Origin of the sequence: Pseudomonas sp. Irchel 3A18 (assembly GCF_900187465.1) — a bacterium.
In the GTDB taxonomy this organism is placed as follows: domain Bacteria; phylum Pseudomonadota; class Gammaproteobacteria; order Pseudomonadales; family Pseudomonadaceae; genus Aquipseudomonas; species Aquipseudomonas cichorii.
In genome coordinates this window covers 111230-134109 of sequence record NZ_FYDI01000005.1, presented here as the reverse complement: position 1 = coordinate 134109, position 22880 = coordinate 111230, and the positions used below count along the sequence as shown (strand labels likewise).

The 22880-nt window shown below is 58.6% G+C and carries 18 protein-coding genes; 6 read left to right on the top strand and 12 right to left on the bottom strand.

The window, feature by feature from the left end:
- Positions 1–109 precede the first annotated feature (109 nt).
- Positions 110–487, top strand: a complete 378-nt coding sequence (locus tag CKW23_RS11560) for a response regulator (RefSeq protein WP_025259857.1) — start codon at positions 110–112, stop codon at positions 485–487.
- 12 nt (positions 488–499) lie between these two features.
- Here CKW23_RS11560 and CKW23_RS11555 read toward each other — a convergent pair whose 3' ends face one another.
- Both CKW23_RS11555 and CKW23_RS11550 read right to left on the bottom strand, forming a co-directional pair.
- The gene (locus tag CKW23_RS11555; protein WP_025259858.1) at positions 500–2530 is read right to left on the bottom strand and encodes a response regulator; all 2031 of its coding nucleotides are present in this window, start codon (positions 2528–2530) and stop codon (positions 500–502) included.
- Entirely contained in the window at positions 2527–4011 is a 1485-nt protein-coding gene (locus CKW23_RS11550; protein WP_095067588.1) for an ATPase domain-containing protein, read from the bottom strand. Before CKW23_RS11550 ends, CKW23_RS11555 begins: the two co-directional genes overlap by 4 nt.
- 200 nt (positions 4012–4211) lie before the next feature.
- Here CKW23_RS11550 and CKW23_RS11545 point away from each other — a divergent pair, with 200 nt between their 5' ends.
- Both CKW23_RS11545 and nudC read left to right on the top strand, forming a co-directional pair.
- Positions 4212–5024, top strand: coding sequence for a crotonase/enoyl-CoA hydratase family protein (locus tag CKW23_RS11545; protein WP_025259860.1), 813 nt, complete (start codon positions 4212–4214; stop codon positions 5022–5024).
- Positions 5025–5036: 12 nt separating this feature from the next.
- Positions 5037–5873, top strand: coding sequence for an NAD(+) diphosphatase (gene nudC / locus CKW23_RS11540; RefSeq protein ID WP_025259861.1), 837 nt, complete (start codon positions 5037–5039; stop codon positions 5871–5873).
- Here nudC and CKW23_RS11535 read toward each other — a convergent pair.
- The 6 genes from CKW23_RS11535 to CKW23_RS11510 form a co-directional block, all read right to left on the bottom strand.
- Positions 5841–6620 (bottom strand): TSUP family transporter, encoded by a 780-nt coding sequence (locus CKW23_RS11535; protein WP_025259862.1) that lies wholly within the window; start codon positions 6618–6620, stop codon positions 5841–5843. The two genes, nudC and CKW23_RS11535, sit on opposite strands and share 33 nt — an antisense overlap.
- 100 nt (positions 6621–6720) lie before the next feature.
- Positions 6721–7863, bottom strand: coding sequence for a Gfo/Idh/MocA family protein (locus tag CKW23_RS11530; protein ID WP_025259863.1), 1143 nt, complete (start codon positions 7861–7863; stop codon positions 6721–6723).
- Between the two features lie 146 nt (positions 7864–8009).
- Complete coding sequence (locus CKW23_RS11525) at positions 8010–8777, bottom strand: SDR family oxidoreductase (RefSeq protein WP_025259864.1); 768 nt, start codon at positions 8775–8777, stop codon at positions 8010–8012.
- A 24-nt stretch (positions 8778–8801) separates the two neighbouring features.
- The gene (locus CKW23_RS11520) at positions 8802–9869 is read right to left on the bottom strand and encodes a phosphotransferase family protein (protein ID WP_025259865.1); all 1068 of its coding nucleotides are present in this window, start codon (positions 9867–9869) and stop codon (positions 8802–8804) included.
- A 189-nt stretch (positions 9870–10058) separates the two neighbouring features.
- Complete coding sequence (locus CKW23_RS11515) at positions 10059–10376, bottom strand: SCP2 sterol-binding domain-containing protein (protein WP_025259866.1); 318 nt, start codon at positions 10374–10376, stop codon at positions 10059–10061.
- A gap of 55 nt (positions 10377–10431) precedes the next feature.
- On the bottom strand, positions 10432–11142 hold the full coding sequence (locus CKW23_RS11510) for a histidine phosphatase family protein (RefSeq protein WP_025259867.1): 711 nt from the start codon (positions 11140–11142) through the stop codon (positions 10432–10434).
- Between the two features lie 205 nt (positions 11143–11347).
- Between CKW23_RS11510 and sohB the strand changes: the two genes are divergently transcribed.
- On the top strand, positions 11348–12376 hold the full coding sequence (gene sohB / locus CKW23_RS11505) for a protease SohB (RefSeq protein ID WP_025259868.1): 1029 nt from the start codon (positions 11348–11350) through the stop codon (positions 12374–12376).
- 60 nt (positions 12377–12436) lie between these two features.
- On the opposite strand, the gene CKW23_RS11500 is transcribed toward sohB, so the two are convergent.
- Complete coding sequence (locus CKW23_RS11500; RefSeq protein ID WP_025259869.1) at positions 12437–12931, bottom strand: DUF934 domain-containing protein; 495 nt, start codon at positions 12929–12931, stop codon at positions 12437–12439.
- A complete protein-coding gene (locus CKW23_RS11495; protein WP_025259870.1) occupies positions 12915–14573 on the bottom strand; it encodes a nitrite/sulfite reductase in 1659 nt (552 codons plus the stop codon). The genes CKW23_RS11500 and CKW23_RS11495 overlap by 17 nt, the downstream gene beginning before the upstream one ends.
- A gap of 568 nt (positions 14574–15141) precedes the next feature.
- Between CKW23_RS11495 and CKW23_RS11490 the strand changes: the two genes are divergently transcribed.
- Positions 15142–16245: an ABC transporter substrate-binding protein gene (locus tag CKW23_RS11490; protein ID WP_038399820.1), complete on the top strand. Its 1104-nt coding sequence runs from the start codon at positions 15142–15144 to the stop codon at positions 16243–16245.
- Here the strand turns inward: CKW23_RS11490 and CKW23_RS11485 are convergent.
- Positions 16227–16463, bottom strand: coding sequence for a DUF2970 domain-containing protein (locus CKW23_RS11485; protein ID WP_025259872.1), 237 nt, complete (start codon positions 16461–16463; stop codon positions 16227–16229). The two genes, CKW23_RS11490 and CKW23_RS11485, sit on opposite strands and share 19 nt — an antisense overlap.
- A gap of 105 nt (positions 16464–16568) precedes the next feature.
- The gene (metH, locus tag CKW23_RS11480; protein ID WP_025259873.1) at positions 16569–20288 is read right to left on the bottom strand and encodes a methionine synthase; all 3720 of its coding nucleotides are present in this window, start codon (positions 20286–20288) and stop codon (positions 16569–16571) included.
- Between the two features lie 153 nt (positions 20289–20441).
- On the opposite strand from metH, the gene CKW23_RS11475 reads away from it, so the two are divergent.
- On the top strand, positions 20442–22745 hold the full coding sequence (locus CKW23_RS11475) for a fatty acid cis/trans isomerase (protein ID WP_095067587.1): 2304 nt from the start codon (positions 20442–20444) through the stop codon (positions 22743–22745).
- Positions 22746–22880: the final 135 nt, after the last annotated feature.

The window sequence follows — 22880 nt, the reverse complement described above, 5'->3', positions numbered from 1 at the left end:
ATTAATTTTTTTCATTCGTGGGTGGTGCGAAGTTTCAAAAAGATTTGCGCAACCTCTACCAAGCGCTGTGGTCGTATTGGCAGCTATTTACAGAACAAAAGGCAGTTCCATGAGCGCTGATGCAGAAAACGTCGTACTAATCGTCGAAGACGAACCCTTGATCCTGATGCTGCTGGCTGATTATCTGTCGGGCGAGGGCTATCGGGTCTTGCAGGCCTCCAACGGCGAGCAGGCGTTCGAGATTCTGGCGACCAAGCCCCACCTGGACCTGATGATCACCGACTATCGCCTGCCAGGCGGGTTCTCCGGTGTGATGATTGCCGAGCCAGCGGTCAAGCTGCGACCTGAGCTGAAGGTCATCTTTATCAGCGGTTACCCGGCGGAAATCCTCGATTGCGACAGCCCGATCACTCGCAAGGCGCCGATTCTGGCCAAGCCGTTCACCATGGAAACCCTGCACACGCAGATCCAGCGTCTGCTGGCCTGAGGCTTCGGCGGTTCAGGCCTCGATCATCTCTCTCACCTTGGACGTCAGGTGATCGAAGGCAAAGGGCTTGGTGATCATCTGCATGCCGGTATCCAGAAAACCCGAGCGAGCGGCTGCGTGCTCGGCATAGCCGGTGATAAACAGCACTTTCAGCTCAGGCCTTAGCTGCCGGGCTATTTCCGCCAGTTGCCGACCGTTCATGCCGGGCAGGCCGACGTCGCTGATCAGCAGGTCGATACGCTGATCGGACTCCAGGACCGGCACGGCACCTCGTGCGTCGCCTGCCTCTACATAGGCATACCCCAATTCGCTGAGTACCGAGCTGACCAGAGCCCGCACGGAGGGATCGTCTTCGACTATCAGGATCGTTTCGCCTTCTCTGGCGCAGATAGTATTGCCCTGATAGCTCTGTTCGTTTTCGGGCTGATCGCCCTGGAAGCGTGGCAGAAACAACTGCACGGTCGTGCCGCGCCCGACTTCGCTCTGTATGGCGACATGACCGTGAGACTGCTTGCTGAAGCCATAGATCATCGACAACCCGAGGCCGGTACCCTGGCCGATGGGTTTGGTGGTAAAGAACGGGTCGAAGGCACGGCTGACAATGGCTTCGGGCATGCCGCAACCATTGTCGCTGACGTTCAGGACCACATAATCGCCCGGCAAGAGGTTTTCATGGGCGTTGGTGAACGACTTGTCCAGCCGCTGATTGAACGTCTCGATCTGCAACTGCCCCCCATCGGGCATGGCGTCCCGGGCATTGAGCACCAGATTGAGCAGGGCATTTTCCAGTTGGTTGGGATCGGCTTCGGCGGTCCATAGCTCGGCGTTCAGGCGCATGTCCAGGTGAATGCTTTCATTGAGGCTGCGCTGGATCAGTTCCCCCATGGAGCTGACCAACTGGTTCATCTCCACAGGCTTGGAGTCCAGCGACTGGCGTCTGGAAAACGCCAGCAGTCGATGGGTGAGGGAGGCTGCCCGGTTGGCGGAAGTCACGCCCAGATCGATCAGTTTATCCAGGTCGTCGAGTCGGCCTCGCTCCAGGCGGCGCCTGATCATTTCGAGACTGCCGATGATGCCCGTGAGCATGTTGTTGAAATCGTGGGCGATGCCGCCAGTCAATTGGCCGACGGCCTCCATCTTTTGTGACTGGCGCAGGATCTCTTCTTTATGGCGCAGTTGTGAAGTGCGCTCTTCGACCTGCTGTTCAAGGGTTTCGTTGAGGCTTCTGAGCTGGGCTTCGGCCTGCTTGCGCTCAGAGATATCGGAGGTCACTCCGGACAATGCGCTGACCTGGCCGTTCTTGGCCCGTATGGCCCGTGCGCGTACATCGACCCAGTTGACCGAGCCGTCTGGCCAGATGTCCCGGTATTCAATAATGAAATCGACGCCCGTATCCAGGCTGCGCTGCAAGGCTGATTGCATGCGTGGCTGATCTTCGGGGTGAACCGCTTCCAGCCAGTCGTCGTAGGTGAAGTTTTCGTGCTCTTCGCGGCCATAGTGGGATTTGCTGATGGCCGAGCAGGTCAGAACCAGAAATCCGGCTTCCAGTTGCCACGAGCCGAGCCGACCCGCCTTGAGGGCGTTTTGCAAACGCCTCTCACCCTCCACAAGATCCTCCATGCGTGCCCGAGCCTCGTACTGGCGTCGACGGCCGCGTACGGCCGTTGACACCAGGCTGACCAGCGTGATGGGGTGGAAGGGGCGCTCCAGGAACGTGATGTTGCCCAACAGGCTGCCCAGCCGTGCCGAAGGGTTCTGGTCCGGGCCGCCATGGTGAGTGAGCAACACGATAGGCAGGTCGGACCAGGCGGGCTGGTTGGCCAGAAGGCTCACCAGCGGATCGATATCCGCACCGTGCAGTGCCTCATCGGCAATGATCGCGAGTCCCGCTCCGGCAGCCAGCTCCTGGCCAAGTTCGTTGAGGTCGCGGGCAATCGTTGCCCGATAGCCCGCTTCCTCAAGGATCATTACCGCAATCTGACTGTCACGTCCTCTGGGGGCCAGAATGACAGCCCGTTCCGATAGCAATCCGCTGACACTCACTCGTCTTCATCCTTGAGCAGTGGCTTGCTTTCGCCAACGTAATCGGGAGCGCCTCGCAAGACACCCTGAAAGGCTGATAACGGCTCGCCTATTCTCAGGCCGCTCCTGCCGATGCGGTATTCGCGAATCGTCGATTCGTGAGTGCCGGTTCGTTTCTTGATGATGGATATGGCCCTGCGTATCTGGCCGAGCGCTTCAAAGTAGCGCAACAGGATGACGGTGTCTGCCAGATAGGTAATGTCCACTGGCGTTTGCATATCGCCGACCAAGCCGTGTTGAGCCACGGTCATGAAGGTCGAGGCTCCTTGTCGGTTGAGATAAAGCAGAAGTTCATGTACGTGCAGAACCAGTGAATTCTCTTCCGGCATTGCCGCCTGATAGCCGTTGATGCTGTCGATGACAACGGTCTTGATCTGCTTGTCATCCACGCAGTGGCGGACCCGATGGGAAAACTCCCCCGGAGACAATTCGGCAGCGTCCACCTGTTCGATCATCAGGTTGCCCGTGGCCTGCAAGGCCTTGAGGTCGATGCCTATCTTTTTCATCCGGTCAAACAGCAGGCCCAGTTCTTCGTCGAAGATAAACAGGCCGACCCGTTCGCCACGAGAGACGGCTTCTGCGGCGAACACCAGTGCGATCAACGATTTGCCAGTGCCGGCCGGGCCGAGGATCAGCGTACTTGAGCCGCCATCCGTACCCCCGCCGAGCAAGTCGTCGAGTTCCTTGATGCCGCTGCCAAGTTGCGTGCGGATGTAGTCGTTACGGTGTTCGGCCGCGACCAGGCGCGGGAACACATGGATTCCGTCTTCCATGATGGTGAAGTCATGGAAGCCGCCGCGATACTTCTGACCGCGATACTTGACGATCTTGATGCGCCGCCGCTCTGCGCCATAGTTGGGTGTCAGTTCTTCCAGGCGGATGACGCCGTGGGCGACGCTGTGTACGGTCTTGTCCAGAGACTCCGTAGTCAGGTCGTCGAGCAGAATGACGGTTGCGTCATAGCGAGCAAAATAATGCTTGATGGCCAGAATCTGCCGTCTGTAGCGCAACGAACTCTGCGCCAGCAGGCGAATTTCCGAAAGGCTGTCTATGACTACGCGAGTTGGTCTGATGCGTTCCACCACGTCAAAGATCTGCCGTGTTGCTTCCCCCAGCTCAAGGTCAGAGGAGTACAGCAGGCTTTGATGCTGCTCGGTATTGAGCAGGGTTTCAGGAGGCGTCAGCTCGAAAATCTCGATATGTTCATCCAGTTCCCAGCCATGGGAACGCGCTCCCTCACGCAGCTCTCGTTCGGTTTCCGATAGTGTGATGTACAGGCCGACTTCACCCGCTTGCGCACCCGCCAGCAGAAACTGCAGCGCGACGGTGGTCTTGCCGGTTCCGGGTTCCCCTTCGAGAAGGAAAACGTGATTGCGTGAAAGACCTCCTGACAGGATGTCATCCAGACCGTCTATACCGGTTACCGCTTTTGACTTTTCCAAGTATTGCCCTCTTGTTTCCGAATGCAGGCAATGAATCTGGACCCCTTGAGGCCTCGACGGTTCATACTTTTTATATGGCAGGCCATGGAGCATGGCCGATTTGCGGTCCGGGAAATGTCACAAAAGTCGCCTTACGACAGCCGTGAAGGGCTTGGTATAGTCCGCCTCAGACAGACAATAACCACCCTGAGGATAATGCCGTGTCCGACTACCAAACCTTTCTCGTCGAGCTGACTGACCACATCGCTCATGTGCAGCTTAATCGACCGGACAAGGTCAATGCCATGAATGCCGCTTTCTGGACCGAAATCATCGAGATATTCCAGTGGGTCGAGGAAAACGACGAGGTTCGCGTCGTGGTTCTGAGTGGTGCGGGCAAGCACTTTTCCTCAGGGATCGATCTTGCGTTGCTGGCCTCCATCGCCGGTGAAATGGGCAAGGATGTCGGGCGCAATGCGCGTCTGTTGCGGCGCAAAATCCAGCAGATGCAGGCTTCGTTCACTGCCGTGGACAACTGCCGCAAGCCGGTGCTCGCGGCGATTCACGGTTACTGCCTGGGCGGTGCCATCGATCTGGTTTCCGCGTGTGACATGCGTTATGCAGCGGCTGATGCGCAGTTCTCGATCCGCGAAATCGACATGGGCATGGCAGCTGATGTCGGCACCCTGCAACGCCTGCCACGAATCATTGGCGATGGCATGATGCGTGAGCTGGCCTATACCGGGCGCACGGTCGGCGCCGAAGAAGCCCAGCGCATCGGTCTGGTCAACAGCACTTTTGCCGATGCGCCGAGCCTGCTGGAAGCTGTCTTTGCCATCGCCCGTGAAATAGCCGCCAAGTCGCCAATTGCGATAGAAGGCACCAAGCAGATGATCGCCTACATGCGCGATCATCGTATCGATGATGGTCTTGAGCACGTTGCCATCTGGAACTCTGCCATGCTGCAATCGGTCGATCTCAGGGTGGCAATGGCTGCGCACATGAGCAAACAGAAGCCGGTTTTCGACAATTAAGGAGTTCTTGTCATGACACGCCCGGCGCGTTGGACAACTGCAGTTCTGGATACGTCAGCAACAGGTGGCTGGGCCGTGGTTCATGGTGATCAGGGTTTTCTGCTTGACGGTAATGGCGTCATGTTTCCCAGGGAATGGCTAAAGCGCCAGGACCTGCCGGTGCAAAGCGAGCATGGCATCGGCCACTTCGATGGCGAACCGGTCTATGTGCTGGTGCTCGATCGGTCGGTGGAGGTCGAAGGCTGTACCTGGCAGGGGCTGCGCCAGTTCATGTTGCAGGGGGATTTTGCGATCTATCAGAAACTCGGCTATGCGGCGCAGATCAGCACCTGGGCTCGCGAGCATCGATTCTGTGGTGCCTGTGGCCGCCCGACGGTGCAGATTCCCGGTGAGCGGGCGATGTACTGCGAGCATGACAACCTGCGTTTCTACCCGCGCATCTCGCCGAGCATGATCGTGCTGATTACCCGTGGCGATGAAATCCTGCTGGCTCGTTCACCGCGTTTCGTGACCGGTGTCTACAGCACCCTGGCCGGTTTTGCCGAGCCCGGCGAGTCGGCCGAGGATTGCGTGCGTCGGGAGGTGATGGAAGAGGTGCAGATCCGCATCCGCAACATCACCTACATGGGCAGCCAGTGCTGGCCATTCCCGCATTCGATGATGCTGGGTTTCCATGCCGAATATGAGAGCGGTGAAATCGTGCCTCAGGCCGATGAGATCGAAGATGCGCGCTGGTTTCATGTCGATGACCTTCCGCCGTTACCGGCCAGCCGTTCCATTGCGCGCTATCTGATCGAGTCTTACCTGGCCCGTCGTTCAGGCGCCCCCGAACCAGTGTTGCCAGGCTAGGCGCACGGTCAGGCCGAGTACCACGATGATGAATACCGGACGAATGAATTTGGCGCCGCCCTTGATGGCGGTGCCTGCGCCGAAGTAGGCGCCGAGCATCACTGACAGGCCCATGCTCAGGCCGATGACGAAGTCCACCTGGCCCGAAAAGATGAATATCGACAAGGCAACGGCATTGCTGACGAAGTTCATGCTGCGTGCCACGCCGCTGGCCTTTACCAGATCCACCGGGTACATCATCAGCGTGCTGACGGTCCAGAAAGCGCCGGTGCCCGGGCCAGCCACGCCGTCATAGAAGCCCAGTGTCAGGCCCTGAGGCAGTTGCCATTTCTTCCTGATCGGCGCGTTGCTGTCCAGTGGCGCCTTGGGCGTACCGCCGAACAGCAGGTACAGACCGCAACCGAACACAATCACGGGCAGCATCTGATTGATCCATTCGGCAGGCAGGTAATGGGCGATCACCGCGCCGATTGCAGCGCCCACGGCAGTGCCTACCAAGGCATGAGCCCATTGCCGGGGATGGAAAAGCTTGCGGCGGTAGTAGGTGAAGCTGGCGGTTGCAGAACCGAAGGTCGAGCTGAGTTTGTTGGTGCCCAGCACCAGATGCGGCGGCAGGCCGGCCGTCATCAGGGCAGGGGTGGTCAACAGCCCGCCGCCTCCGGCAATGGCATCGATGAATCCGGCAATGAAGGCAACAACGATCAGAATGGCGAGGGTGGCAAGGTCGACACTGAGTTCAAAAGGCATGATCGGTACGGCTTATAGGGCAGGGGGCAGAATGGCTGCCCGAAGGCGCGCATTCTACTCCCCTGTTTGCCCTGTGTCAGACAATGGTCGAAGGCGTTTTTCAGATTTCACCCAGTCCGACCCAGCGCTGTTCGCGTGCTGCGAGACGAATCGCTGCTGCCAGGCGTTCGATCTGCCAGGCCTCTTCAAAGTCAGGCCCTCGCTTGCCAACACCGCACACGGCCTGAATCAGTGAATGCACTTCCAGCGCCTTGAGCTCGTTGTACCCCAGTTGATGGCCGGGCGCCGGGCAGAAGGCGGCATAGCCTGCCTGGGCCGGACCTGCGAGTATCCGCTGGAAACCATCGCGTCCGGTTGCGCCGCTGCGATAGATGCGCAGCTCGTTCAAGCGCTCCTGATCGAAGGTCAGAGTGCCGCGGGTGCCGCTGATTTCAAAGCTCAGATGGTTCTTGTAGCCGTGCTTGAGCCAACTGCTGCTGAAGGTGCCGCGTGCGCCACTGGCAAAGCGCAGCAGGGCATGAGTCTGATCGTCCACCGCAATCGAACGCATCTCGTTACTGCCGCGGGTGGCGGGGCGCTGGCGATGCACGGTGCTTGAATCGGCGCATACCGCTTCGATATCGCCCAGCAGGTAGCGGGCCATGGCCAGCAGATGGCTGCCAAGATCGGCCAGTGCGCCACCGGCATGCTCGGCTTCACAGCGCCAGGACCATGGCGATGCCGGGTCGCCCATGAAGTCTTCGCTGAACTCTCCCTGGAAACTGATGATTTCCCCCAGCTCTCCCGCGTCGATCATTTCTCTTGCGAGGTCGATCATCGGGTTGTGCTGATAGTTGTAACCCACTTGCGTCACGACGCCTGCGGCCTCGGCACTACGGCGCATTTCATCCGCCTGGGCCAGGCTGACTGCCAGAGGCTTTTCGCAATACACCGCTTTTCCTGCAGCGATGGCGGCCATGGCCATGGGGAAGTGCAAATGATTGGGCGTGGTGATCGCGACGATCTGTACCTGAGGATCGTCGATCAGTTGTTGCCAGTCACTGTGGCTGCGCTCAAAGCCCCATGCCTGAGCACATTGCCCGGCGCGGGCACTGTCTGCATCGGCGAGGGCTGCGAGGTGAATAGGGGCAGGAAGTTCAAAGGCTGCACTGACATTGCGAAACGCCAGGGCATGGGCGCGGCCCATGAAGCCGGTGCCGATCAGGCCGATACCCAAGGGTGCGGGGAGGGGGTTTTTCCGCATGACAATCTCCGTGATGGATTATTGTTTTCGGAAAATATATTCCACAAATTATAATTATGGAAATTTAATTCTTGTTTTGTTGGTGTGGTCATTCTTCGCGAATGAATTCGCTCTCACGGGGAGTGGGGGATTCATTCGCGAAAGGATCAGGAAAGAAACCCGCCATCCACATTCAGTGCGACCCCGGTCGTGTAGCTCGACGCTTCACTGGCCAGATACAGCACCGCGCCTGCCATTTCGCTGGGAGCAGCCACGCGCTTGAGGGGGATCTGGGCCAGTGCCATGTTGAGGATGGCGTCGTTCTTGACCAGCGCCGAGGCAAATTTGGTGTCGGTGAGGCCCGGCAGCAGGGCATTGCAGCGGATACCGAACGCTGCACATTCCTTGGCGAACACTTTGGTCATATTGATGACCGCCGCCTTGGTTACCGAATAGATGCCCTGGAATTGCCCTGGCGATACGCCATTGATCGAGGCCACATTGATGATGCTGCCGCCACCGTTGTCGCGCATCAGCTTGCCGGCTTCCACCGACATGAAGAAATACCCGCGAATGTTCACGTCCACGGTCTTCTGAAAAGCCCCGAGGTCCGTATCCAGCACATTGCAGAACTGCGGGTTGGTGGCTGCGTTGTTGACCAGCACGTCCAGACGTCCGAACTGTTGGCGAATCTGCTCGAACACGTTTTGAATCTGTTCCATTTCACCGATATGACAGGCGATGGCTGTCGCCTTGCCACCTTCGGCAACAATGGCATCTGCAACCTGCTGGCAGCCCTCGATCTTGCGGCTGGAAACAATCACGTGTGCGCCTTGCTGGGCCAGCAGTCTGGCGATGGCTTCACCAATGCCGCGACTGGCGCCGGAAACGAAGGCGATCTTGCCATCAAGGTCGAATAACTGGGTTCTGGACATGGTGGTTTCCTTGGGTCACTGCACTCAAAGGCTGGATTTTTCGATCACTTGCAGGCTCGTGCGCTCCAGCAGCAGGTTCATCTGGATGAACTGTGCGAAACGTTTGTCCTGAGTCTGGCCGTGGAAGAAACGGTAGTAGATCTGCTGCACGATGCCCGCCAGACGGAACAGGCCATAGGTGTAATAGAAGTCGAAATTATCGATACAAATGCCTGAGCGTTCGGCGTAGTAGTCGACAAACTGCTGACGAGTCAGCATGCCCGGGGCATTGCTGGGCTGGCGACGCATCAGTTGCACGGGCGCAGGGTCGTCGGCCTGAATCCAGTAAGCCAGGGTGTTGCCCAGGTCCATCAGCGGATCGCCCAGCGTGGTCAGTTCCCAATCCAGCACACCGATGATGCGCATCGGGTTTTCGGGGTCGAGAATCACGTTGTCGAAACGGTAATCGTTGTGCACGATGGCCGGTTTCGGATGGTCGGCGGGCATTTTCGCTACCAGCCAGTTCCTGACCTTTTCCCAGGCGGGAGCATCGGGAGTCATGGCTTTCTCGTAGCGCTCGCTCCAGCCCAGAATCTGCCGTTTCACATAACCCTGCGGCTTGCCCAGGTCCGCCAGGCCGCAGGCCTGATAGTCGACCTGATGCAGCTCCACCAGTTTGTCGATGAAGCTTTTGCACAATTCTTCGGTCTGCCCGGCATCCAGGTTCAATTCCGGCGGCAGGTCCGAGCGCAGGATGATGCCCTTGACCCGCTCCATGACATAGAAGTCGGAGCCGATCAGGCTTTCATCGGTGCAGTGTGCATAGGCTTTCGGGCAGTAGGGGAACGCATCCTTGAGGCCGTTGAGAATGCGGTACTCGCGGCCCATGTCGTGAGCCGACCTGGCTTTTTGCCCGAATGGCGGGCGGCGCAGAACGAACTCCTGTCCGGGGTAGCGGACCAGATACGTGAGGTTCGAGGCACCTCCCGGAAACTGGCTGATCTGCGGCAAACCGCTGAGACCGGGAATCCGGGTTTTGAGGTAGGGATCGATGAGATGTGCGTCCAGCTCTTCACCGGGACGAATATCCGTGGACTGGTCGGTTAGCGCCATGCTTATTCCTGCTTATTATGGTCTGCCAGGATCATTGGCTAATCTAATGAACGGCGTGTCTGCGAACAACCTTGGGCGAGCCTTATAGGCTAGCGTGTTGCCCGTCGATCAGCCGGTTTGATTCAGGCGAAAAAAAACCGAAGCCATGAAGCTTCGGTTTTTTGTGCGTCGCAAGAATCAACTCCCTGATCAGACCGGGAATAAATCGCTCAGCTTCATGGCCAGCATCATATCGCCTTCGGCGCGCAGCTTGCCGCCCATGAAAGCCTGCATGCCATCGGTTTCGCCGCTGACGATGCCTTTGAGGGTTTCGCTGTCCATGATCAGGGTCACGTTGGCGTCAGGGTTCTCGCCTTCCTGCAGTTCGCAGGTGCTGTCCTTGACGATCAGGGCGTAGTGCTTGCCTTCGTCAGTGATGTTGAAGCCGAAAACCAGGTCCAGGCCCGCAGCGGCGCTTGGGTTGAACTTGGCTTTCATGGTTTGGACAGCTTCGGCTACTGAGGTCATGGTTTTATCCTTTTATGGTTGGTTCTGGCGCCGGTCAGGGCGCGGTTGGCCGGACTCAGCGGTAAGTGATGAGTTCCGGCACCTTCAGCAGTTGCAGGTGTGTGTCACTGTTGAAGGAAGCCAGGGTCACCTTGCTGCCACTGAATTCCAGCCGGTTCAGCGAGGTGTTGACGATATGCCAGTTAAGCTCGAATGCCTGCTGTGCGGGCATTCCGGTAACAAGGTGCAGCAAGGCCGTAATGGTGCCGCCGGAAGTGAACACGGCGATGCGCTCACGTTTGCCGGCAGTTTCGATGATTCTGTCCAGGCCAGCCTTTACGCCAGAGACGAATGCCAGCCAGCTTTGCATGCCCGGTGTGTCGTGTTTGCCGCCCAGCCAGCGGCTGACGATCTGCGCAAACAGTCGCTGGAACTCGGCCGGGTTATGACCGGCATTGCGCAGGATGTGCAGGGCGTCGGGTTCATCGGGCAGCATCTCGGGTATCAGGGCACGCACGACACCTTCGGCATCGAATTCATTGAAAGCGCTGTCGATTTCCAGTGCGGGCGGTTCAAGACCGGCCTCGGCCAGTTGTGCCAGGGCATTTTGCGCGGTGTCTTTCTGGCGCCGCAGACTGCCGGACAGGCAACGGTCCAGGCGCAGGCCCATCTGTGCCAGATGCGCGCCCAGTACCTGAGCCTGGCGAATGCCGACAGGCGACAGCACGTCGTAATCGTCTGCACCGAATGAAGCCTGGCCATGTCGTATCAGATAAATGCTGCCCACGTCCGTGTCGTCTCGGTACGTTGAAGGTCCGGCGAGGTTATGGGGGATGGCCGGGGCCTGTCAACGAAAAAACATACGCTCGTTTGAAATTGCTGTTTTAACTATTTGCAATATGTAGCGCGCTGGTGAACCTCCTGGCTCGTCGGTATGCTGGAGTCATCGCAGCCCTTGACTGGAAAGGGCGCAACGCAAGTGAGGAGCATCTGTGGATTTTGTCGCTGATTACGCAAGTTTTCTGGCCAAGACGGTTACGCTGGTCATTGCCATCGTCATCGTGCTGGTGGCTATTGCGTCAGTACGTGGAAAAGGCCGTCGCAAGTCGGCAGGACAGCTTCACGTCACCAGGCTCAACGAGTTCTACAAAGGTCTGCGCGAGCATCTGGAACAATCGTTGCTGGATAAGGATCGCCTCAAGGCCTTGCGCAAAGAGCAGGCCAAGGCTCTGAAGAAAGAGAAGAAACAGGCCGAGCCCGAGGTCAAGCCACGGGTCTACGTGCTGGATTTCGATGGCGACATCAAGGCTTCTGCCACCGAAAGCATGCGTCATGAAATCACCGCATTGCTGACCATGGCCACTGAAAAGGACGAAGTGGTCCTGCGCCTGGAAAGCGGCGGCGGCATGGTTCACAGCTATGGCCTGGCTTCATCGCAACTGGCGCGTATCCGTCAGGCGGGGATTCCACTGACCATCTGCATCGACAAGGTCGCGGCCAGCGGCGGTTACATGATGGCTTGCATCGGCAACAAGATCATCAGCGCACCGTTCGCGATCCTCGGTTCCATCGGCGTCGTGGCGCAGTTGCCCAACGTCAACCGTCTGCTGAAAAAGCACGATATCGATTTTGAAGTGCTGACCGCAGGCGAGTACAAGCGCACTCTGACCGTGTTTGGCGAAAACACCGAGAAGGGCCGCGAGAAGTTTCAGCAGGACCTGGACATCACCCATGATCTGTTCAAAGGCTTCGTCGCCAGCTATCGCCCGCAGTTGTCCATCGATGAAGTGGCCACCGGTGAAGTCTGGCTGGGCATGGCGGCTATTGAGAAACAGCTGGTCGATGAGCTGCAGACCAGTGATCAGTATCTGGCCGACCGGGCCAAGGAAGCTGAGGTCTTTCACCTGAACTACGCCCAGCGCAAAAGCCTGCAGGAGCGGGTAGGGCTGGCGGCTGAGTCATCGGTGGATCGACTGGTGACCGGCTGGTGGAGTCGGTTGACCCGGCAGCGGTTCTGGTGATGCCTTCGCGAATGAATGCGCTCCCACGGGAGGAGCGAATTCATTCGCGAAACCTGCCCGTCAGCGACGACGGAACAGCGGCAGAGGCTCGTCGGTTGCAGCCTGGTAGGTTACCGAGAAGTCCTTGAGACCTTCGAGGGCATCGTAAGGGTCTTTATCGGCGCGGACGGCGAAAGCATCGAAGCCGCAGCGACGCAGGTAGAACAACTGGTCGCGCAATACATCGCCAATTGCCCGCAATTCGCCCTTGTAGCCATAGCGATCACGCAGCAGGCGTGCATTGGAGTAGCTACGGCCATCGGTGAACGCCGGGAAGTTCAGGGCAATGACCTGAAACTGGTCGACGTGCTCGCCGATTTCCTCTGCTTCTTCATCGCTGTCCAGCCATACGCCCAGGCCGCCATCGCGAGCCTTGAGTGCATGGCCATGTTCGCGCCACAACGCCAGCGGGACGATCAGGTCATCGCAGTTGGACAGGCTGTCAAAGGTCGTTTCCTTGGGCAGCATGTGCCAGGTTTCGTCGATGACTTCGTTGTTCTTAATGATTCGCTGCATAGACGCGCTCCTTGAAAGGGTCAATGCCAATACGCTGATAGGTGTCGATGAAGCGTTCGTCTTCGGTGCGTTTCTCGACGTAGACGTCAATCAGCTTCTCGATCACGTCCGGCATCACGTCCTGAGCGAAGGACGGGCCGAGGATCTTGCCCAGGCTTGCATCACGGCTGGCACTGCCGCCGAGGGAAACCTGATAGAACTCTTCGCCTTTCTTGTCCACGCCCAGAATGCCGATATGACCGACGTGGTGGTGGCCACAGGCGTTCATGCAGCCGGAAATGTTCAGGTCCAGTTCGCCGATATCGAACAGGTAGTCCAGGTCATCGAAGCGGCGCTGGATGGATTCGGCGATCGGGATCGACTTGGCGTTGGCCAGTGAGCAGAAATCACCGCCAGGGCAGCAGATGATGTCGGTCAGCAGGCCGATGTTCGGTGTGGCGAAGCCGCCTTCACGCAGTTCGTTCCAGAGAGTGAACAACTCCGATTGCTCGACGTCGGCCAGAATGATGTTCTGCTCGTGAGAGGTGCGCAGTTGGCCGAAGCTGTAGCGGTCAGCCAGGTCGGCAACGGCGTCCAGCTGTTTGTCGGTCAGGTCGCCAGGAGCAACGCCGGTTGGCTTGAGCGACAGGGTCACGGCAACGTAGCCCGGCTTTTTATGGGCCAGGACATTGCGGGTACGCCAGCGGGCGAAGCCCGGGTGTTGAGCGTCCAGGGCAGCCAACTCGTCGTGCTGGTCGCTGAGCGCCTTGTACTGCGGATCGACGAAGTGCTTGGCAACGCGCTGCACTTCGGCTTCGGTCAGAGTGGTCTGGCCGCCACGCAGGTGAGCCATTTCGGCGTCGACCTTCTGGGCGAAGACTTCAGGCGTGAGAGCCTTGACCAGAATCTTGATCCGGGCCTTGTACTTGTTGTCGCGACGACCGTAGCGGTTGTAGACCCGCAGGATGGCGTCCAGGTAGCTCAACAGATCCTGCCATGGCAGGAATTCGTTGATGAAGGCACCCACCACCGGAGTACGACCAAGGCCACCGCCGACAAGCACGCGGAAACCCAGCTCGCCAGCAGCGTTGTATACCGGCTCCAGGCCGATATCGTGCACTTCAATGGCGGCGCGGTCGCTTTTCGAGCCGTTGATCGCAATCTTGAACTTGCGCGGCAGGTAGGCGAATTCCGGGTGGAAGGTGGTCCACTGGCGAACGATTTCACACCATGGGCGCGGGTCGATCACTTCGTCGGCGGCAACGCCGGCGAACTGGTCGGTGGTCACGTTGCGCAGGCAGTTGCCGCTGGTCTGGATGGCGTGCATCTGCACGGTAGCCAGTTCGGCCAGAATATCCGGCACGTCTTCCAGGGCTGGCCAGTTGAACTGTACGTTCTGGCGGGTACTGATATGCGCATAGCCCTTGTCATAATCCCGGGCTATCTTGGCCATCATGCGCGTCTGGCGCGACGTCAGTTGGCCGTAAGGCACGGCAACGCGCAGCATCGGCGCGAAACGCTGGACATAAAGACCGTTTTGCAGGCGCAACGGTCGAAACTCTTCTTCGCTCAGTTCGCCCGCCAGATAGCGTCGGGTCTGGTCACGGAACTGCTTGACGCGGTCCTCGATGATCCGCTGATCGTACTCGTCGTATACGTACATATAGGTCCTGTTCTCAGGCTTCGTAATGAAGCAAGGGCTGCTGCGTCAAACACGACTGTTGTCAACACAGTCAGCCTTCGCTGCCAAGCCTTGCGCCACCTAGACAATTCTGCGCGCACGGTCGCGCACTCCCTACGGAGCGCGGCGAAGATAACAGTTTGCTGATATCGGTAAAAGTGATGTTTATATATATGCAAATCGTTAAAAGCGATAAGCAAAATCCGCTGGCCCTATGACCTTGCTTGCCGTGTGGGAAATTATCGACTTTACTCAGTGCCTATCGATGCCTGATGAGGGCGCGACCTGATTTTTTCATATGCAATCACCTATAAAACCGACAAGAGGCGATGCGATGAGCAAGCACCCGAAGACCACCCGGTCCGATAGTCATGTGGATGCCTGGGCTATTTCTTTCATCATTCTATTGGTAGTAGGCGCTGCTGTTTTCTGGGTCAGCGGGCAATAGCCGCCGCCTGACTTTCTGGAAGGTCGATTGCGCAGTTCTCCAGTATTTGCAGAGGACGGCCGATAACCATTCATTGCTTGGTTGCTCCAAGGCTTTGTGAATATGAATGGTTTTATCTGTCGCTGCCTGATCATTCTTGCCAGCACATGGAGCGGTTCGCTTCTGGCCGCTTCAGTCGTTTTTCTAAGCCCGGGCTTTGCGGACGATGGCTACTGGCAAAGCTATGCCCGTGTCATGCAGTCGGCTGCCGAAGGAACCGGCATGTCGCTCAAGGTGTTGTACACCGATCGCGATACCCGGAAATTGCTGTCCATGGCGCGAGAAGCGCTGCAGGGCAATGGCGAACGTCCCGACTATCTGGTGTTTTCCAATGAGCTGAACGTGGCACCTCAGGTGTTGCGTCTTTCCGAGGGCAGTGGCGTCAAGCTGCTGGCCGTCAACAACACGCTGACCGAGGATCAGGTCCGGATTCTCGGTGATCTTCCTACGCGATACCCCAATTTCCTTGGCAGCCTGATCGGTAATGACGAGGAGGGCGGCTATCTGACGGCAAAGCGGCTGATCAGCCTTTATCCCGGGCTCAACACGGGTAAGCCCATCGAGATGCTGGCGTTTTCCGGAACCAACTCCACGCCGGTTTCCCTGGAGCGAGAGCGCGGAATGCGCCGTGCGCTTACCGAGTTTCCTCAGGTTCATCTGCGCCAGATCGTGCTGGGTGGCTGGCGTCGGGACCGGGCGCAGGAACAGGCGCGTGTATTGCTCAAGCGTTACCCGGATATTCGCCTGATCTGGTCTGCCAACGAGCAGATGGCTTTCGGTGCCATCGACGCCTTGCGCGAGCGTGGCGGGGAGCCGGGCAAGGACATCCTTTTCAGTGCCATTAACGGCACGAAGATTTCATTGCAGGCACAGTTGAGTGGTCATCTGAGCGTGGTAGCGACAGGGCATTTCACCATTGGCGGCTGGGCGATGCTTCTGTTGAATGACTATGAGATGGCTGACGCAAAGACCCGCAAGCGAATCGGCGACCGTTGTGTCCGCGTGCTGGAGCTGGTCGAGCGACATGATGCCATGCGTTTTCTGGAGGCGGCGAAAGTCGAGCGCTACTACCTGGACAAACAGGCATTCAGTCGTGAGCCGCTGGGCGATGATTCGCCGTTTGCCCTGAAAAACATGCTGCCGCTGGTTCATCCCGAGGCGAAATAAAGCACCAGTTGCACGATACCGAACAGGGTCAGGGCGAAGAAAACCGTAAACAGCAGGCCCAGCAGCAGGAAGTGGGCCGGCTTGCCGTGGGTGAAGTCGCGCTGGCGATTCCTGTTGCTTTGCACGCCAAAGGCTGCCGCCATGATGCTGTGCAGCATTTGCCAGAAGGTTGGCGGTTTGCCCTGGTCTTTTGGCGAGTCATCGGATGGATCGCCCATAAGCCCTCGCTGACCGGCATTCGAGTGATCGGGTCACTTGCAGCATAGCCAGCGTCGCCTTTCCATGAGCGACGATGCGTCCATGGAAAGGCGGCAGGCGACGAATTACTCGTCGTAACCCAGGTTGGGCGCCAGCCAGCGCTCGGTCACGCTGAGGTCCTGACCTTTGCGAGCGGTGTAGCTTTCGACCTGATCCTTGTCGATCTTGCCCACGGCGAAGTATTGCGCCTGCGGGTGTGCGAAGTACCAGCCACTGACGGCGGCTGCCGGGAACATGGCGTAGTGCTCGGTGAGGAACACGCCGCTTTTGCCTGGAGTATGGATCGGCGTGCCTTCAGGCAGCGGGTCGAGCAGGGCGAACAGGGTGCTTTTCTCGGTGTGATCCGGGCAGGCCGGATATCCAGGAGCAGGCCGGATACCCACGTATTGCTCTTTGATGAGCGCTTCGTTGTCCAGGTGCTCGTCCTTGGCGTAACCCCAATATTCCTTGCGCACCTGCTGGTGCAGCCATTCGGCGCAGGCTTCGGCCAGGCGGTCGGCCAAAGCCTTGACCATGATCGAGTTGTAGTCGTCGCCGTTGTCCTGATAGGCCTTGGCCACTTCTTCGGCACCAATGCCTGCGGTGGTGATGAAGCCACCTACATAGTCGGTGATGCCGCTGTCCTTGGGCGCCACGAAGTCGGCCAGGGAGAAGTTCGGTTTGCCATCGGTCTTGATGATCTGCTGGCGCAGGTGATGCAGTTTCGCCAGTGGCTGACCGTCTTCGCCGTAGACTTCCAGGTCATCGTCATTGACCTGGTTGGCAGGCCAGAAACCGAATACCGCACGGGCGCTGATGAGTTTCTCGTCGATGAGCTTGCGCAGCATCTGCTGGGCATCGGCAAACAGCGTGGTCGCAGCCTCACCCACCACTTCGTCGGTGAGGATGCGCGGGTATTTGCCGGCCAGGTCCCAGGATATGAAGAATGGCGTCCAGTCGATGTATTCGGCCAGCACGTCCAGGTCGATATCTTCAAGAATGCGGGTGCCGGTGAAGGTTGGTTTGGCCGGCTCGTAGCTGCTCCAGTCGAACTGCGGCTTTTTCGCCACGGCCGCGCCATAGCTCAGGCGTTCGGTGCGAGCGCTGCGGGCCGAGGTGCGTTCGCGGACTTCAACGTACTCGCGGCGAGTCTTTTCGATAAAGCCGGCTTTCAGTTCCTTGGACAGTAACTGGGTGGCAACACCCACGGCACGTGAGGCGTCCGTGACATAGATCACGGCGTCATTGCTGTACTTGGGCTCGATCTTGACGGCGGTGTGGGCCTTGGAAGTGGTGGCGCCGCCGATCATCAGGGGCAGGTGGAAATCCTGGCGCTGCATTTCCCGGGCAACATGGACCATTTCATCCAGCGACGGGGTAATCAGGCCGGACAGGCCGATGATGTCGCACTTCTCGTCGCGGGCTACTTGCAGGATCTTCTCGGCAGGCACCATGACGCCCAGGTCAACGATGTCATAGCCGTTGCAGCCCAGTACCACGCCGACGATGTTCTTTCCGATGTCGTGCACGTCGCCCTTGACCGTGGCCATCAGGATCTTGCCCTTGGCTTCGGGCTTGTCGCCTTTTTCCAGTTCGATGAACGGGATCAGGTGCGCTACGGCCTGTTTCATCACGCGGGCGGATTTCACCACCTGGGGCAGGAACATTTTCCCGGAGCCGAACAGATCGCCCACCACGTTCATGCCGGACATCAGCGGGCCTTCGATCACTTCGATCGGGCGCGAGAAGGACTGGCGTGACTCTTCGGTGTCTTCGACGATATGGGTCGTGATGCCCTTGACCAGCGCATGTTCCAGGCGCTGGTTCACCGGCCAGGTGCGCCACTCTTCGGTTTCGGCTTCTTTTACGCTGCCGTCGCCCTTGAAGCTGTCGGCAATGGCCAGCAGTGCATCGGTGCCTTCGGGGGTGCGATTGAGCACCACGTCTTCGACCCGGTCGCGCAACTCGGTGGGGATCTGGTCGTAGATTTCCAGCTGGCCGGCGTTGACGATACCCATGCTCAGGCCGTTGCGGATCGCATGCAGCAGGAACACCGAGTGAATCGCTTCGCGCACCGGGTTGTTGCCGCGGAACGAGAACGATACGTTGGAAACACCGCCGGACGTCAGAGCGTAGGGCAGTTCGTCACGGATATAGGCACAGGCGTTGATGAAGTCTACGGCGTAGTTGTTGTGTTCTTCGATGCCGGTGGCGATGGCGAAGATGTTCGGGTCGAAGATGATGTCTTCCGGCGGGAAGCCCACTTCGTTGACCAGGATGTCGTAAGAGCGCTTGCAGATTTCCTTCTTGCGCGCTTCGGTGTCGGCCTGACCGGCCTCGTCGAACGCCATGACTACCACTGCCGCGCCATAGCGCTTGCAGAGTTTTGCATGGTGGATGAACTGCTCGACGCCTTCCTTCATGCTGATGGAGTTGACGATGCCCTTGCCCTGGATGCATTTGAGGCCGGCTTCGATCACGTCCCACTTGGAGGAGTCGATCATGATCGGCACACGGGAGATGTCCGGCTCGCCTGCGATCAGGTTGAGGAAGGTCACCATGGCCTTCTTCGAGTCCAGCATCCCTTCGTCCATGTTGATGTCGATCACCTGAGCGCCGGCTTCGACCTGCTGCAGGGCGACTTCCAGGGCTTCGGTGTAGTTGTCTTCACGGATCAGGCGGGCGAAGCGGGCGGAGCCGGTGATGTTAGTGCGCTCGCCGACGTTGACGAACAGCGACTGACGATCGATGGTGAACGGCTCAAGGCCCGACAGGCGGCAGGCCTTCGGAATATCCGGGATCTGGCGCGGCGCGTAGCCCGATACGGCTTCGGCAATTGCCTTGATGTGCGCAGGCGTGGTGCCGCAGCAGCCGCCGACGATGTTCAGGAAGCCGCTCTGGGCGAATTCCTCGATGATTTTTGCTGTCTGGCTGGGCAGTTCGTCGTATTCGCCGAAGGCGTTGGGCAGTCCGGCGTTCGGGTGCGCGGAAACGTGGGTGTTGGCCTTGGTGGACAGTTCCTGCAGATAAGGACGCAGGTCGCTGGCACCCAGAGCGCAGTTCAGGCCGACGGAAATCGGCTTGGCGTGGCTGATCGAGTTCCAGAAGGCTTCGGTGGTCTGGCCCGACAGGGTGCGACCCGACGCATCGGTGATGGTGCCGGAAATCATGATCGGCAGCTCGAAGCCTATTTCCTCGAAGACGCCTTGCACGGCAAAGATCGCTGCCTTGGCGTTGAGGGTGTCGAAGATGGTTTCGATCAGGATCAGGTCGGCGCCGCCTTCGATCAGGCCGCGAGTGGCTTCGGTGTAGTTTTCGACCAGTTCGTCGAAGGTCACGTTGCGGTAGCCGGGGTTGTTCACGTCCGGCGACAGCGAGCAGGTGCGGCTGGTCGGGCCGAGCACGCCAGCGACAAAGCGTGGCCTGTCCGGGGTTTCGAGGGTTTTTGCGTCGGCGACCTTGCGCGCCAGACGTGCACCTTCTACGTTCAGCTCGTAGACCAGCGCTTCCATGCCGTAATCGGCCTGGGAAACCTGGGTGGCGTTGAAGGTGTTGGTTTCCAGGATGTCTGCGCCAGCATCCAGATAAGCCTTCTCGATGGCACCGATGACATCGGGACGTGTCAGGACCAGCAGATCGTTGTTGCCTTTGACATCGCTTGGCCAGTCGGCGAAGCGTTTGCCACGGTAATCCTCTTCCTCGAGCCTGTAGCTCTGGATCATGGTGCCCATGCCGCCATCGAGGATCAGGATCCTCTGTTTCAGAGCGTTGAGAAAGGCTTGATGGCGGGCGCTGCGGTCAGACATGGGATTACCTTGGAAAGGTCGATACAGAAAGGTCGAGATAATACCAAACCGGAGCGCTTTTGGTGTTGGTGGCGGCTTTGCATGAAAATAGCTCATGTTGGCGCCCGCTATCCGCTGTAGAATTGCGCGTTTTTTCCTTTCAAGGCCCCGGATATGCCGTACCGCTCGTTGCCAAGTCTCGTGTTGCTGTTGTGGTGCTGCGCTGTCCAGGCTCAGGGGGTGCCTGCATCACCTGTGCCGAATATTTCCTATGTGCGGGATATCCAGCCGATCCTGACCCAGAAGTGCGTGGCCTGCCATGCCTGTAACGACGCCCCTTGTCAGTTGAACCTGGGCAGCGGCGAAGGCATGAGTCGCGGGGCCAACAAGACGCCGGTCTATCAGGGCGAGCGCAGCGCTGCGATGACGCCAACCCGTTTGTTTTACGACGCCAGCGGCACTGATGCCTGGCGGCGCAAGGACTTCTATTCGGTGCTCGATGCCCAAGGCAGCCAGGCTTCCCTGATGGCACGCATGCTGGAGTTGGGCCACAGTGCGCCATTGCCTCCCAACAGCAAGATCCCCGACGATATCGTGCTGGGTTTGAACCGGGAAAACCTCTGCCCGCTGCCGGGCGAGTTCCCGGCCTATGCCCAGGCGCATCCCACCGGTGGCATGCCGCTGGCAGTGGCCGGGCTGAGCGATGCCGAGTATCAGACCCTGCAACGCTGGCTGGCTGCTGGTGCGCCGGTGGAGCAACAGCCCATCATGCCCAATGTCGCCGAAGCGGCGCAGATTGCCGAATGGGAAGCCTTGCTCAATCGTCGGGGCTCCAGAGAAGCGCTGGTGGGTCGCTGGCTTTATGAACACCTGTTTCTGGCCCACGTCTATTTTGAAGGCGGCGATACCGGGCACTTCTTTCAGTGGGTACGCTCGCGCACCCCAAGCGGCAAGCCTGTGGATCTGATTGCTACCCGGCGTCCCAACGACGATCCGGGCAATGACTTCTATTACCGGTTGATTCCTGTACAGGGCGTCATCGTTCACAAGACCCATATCACTTACCCGATGAGCCCGCAGAAGCTCAAACGGGTCAAGGACCTGTTTTACAGCTCCAACTGGAGCGTGAATGCAATGCCGGGCTACGGCCCGGGGCATCGTGCCAATCCGTTTCTGACCTTCGAGGCGATTCCGGCACAGGCGCGTTATCAGTTCATGCTCGATAACGCTGAATACTTTGTGCGCACCTTCATCCGTGGGCCGGTATGCCGTGGCCAGATTGCGACCGACGTGATCCGTGATCATTTCTGGGTGCTGTTCCAGGAGCCGGGCCATGATCGCTACATCACCGATGCCCAGTATCGCGGGCAGGCAACGCCGCTGCTGGCAATGCCTGGCCAGAACGATCAGGTCGGCAGTATTCTGAGCTTGTGGCTTTCTTACAGGGACCGCCGCAACGCCTATGAAGACCTGCGCCGTGACAGCTACGCCAGCATGACGCCACCGAGCTGGTCGACGCTGTGGGCCGGCAACGATAATTCGCTGCTGACGGTGTTCCGCCATTTTGACAGCGCCTCGGTGACCAAAGGGCTGATTGGTGATGTGCCGCATTCGCTGTGGTTATTTGACTATCCGCTGCTGGAACGCACCTATTACCAGCTCGCGGTGAACTTCGACGTTTACGGCAACATTTCCCATCAGGCCCAGACCCGGCTTTATTTCGACCTGATTCGCAATGGTGCGGAAATCAACTTCCTGCGCCTGATGCCGGCCGACAAGCGCGAGAAGATGCTGGGCGACCTGTATCAGGACTCCGGCAAGTTCAAGATGTGGCTGGACTACCAGCGTATCGATGACGATACGGCCAGCGGCCTGAAGCTCGACGGGCATCATCCTCGTCAGGACTTCGCCCGGCAGTTGATTCAGCGCTCCGGTACGCTCAATGCCGCGCCGGATCCGATCAACCGCTGCCAGGGCGCCTATTGCTCTCGGCCTGGCATCAGTCCGGCTTTTGCTCAGGCAGAGCAATCCCTCAGTCGACTGGTTTCACGGCCTGCTGCGGGCCTCAAGGTTATCGATCAGTTGCCCGAAGCGACCATGTTGCGCGTGGAAGACGCCAGTGGCAAACGCATGATGTACAGCATGCTGCGCAACCGTGCCCACAGTAACGTGGCCTTCCTGTTGGGTGAGTCCTATCGCTATCAACCGGGTCTGGACACCCTGACCATTTACCCGGGCGTGCTCAGCAGCTATCCGAACTTCATATTCAACATACCGGCTGGCGAAGTACCCGCTTTCGTCGATGCCATGCAACAGGTCAAGGATCAGGCCGGGTTTGAGAAAATCGTGGAGCGCTGGGGCGTCAGGCGTACTCATCCGTTGTTCTGGACCTACTTCCACGACATCAATCGCTATATTCAGGAGACCGAGCCGCGAGAGGGTGGTGTGCTGGATATGAACCGCTACGAAAACCTCTAGGAGTCGTTGCAGGTCACGTAAATCGTGGCCTGCGGCCACTACTGTTTCCTGAACGAAGCAGGATTTTCCTGATCTTTTTTGTCATCTCACTGTCCGACCCCATGCGCGTCCGGCTCCCTTCGAGTGTCGGGCTTG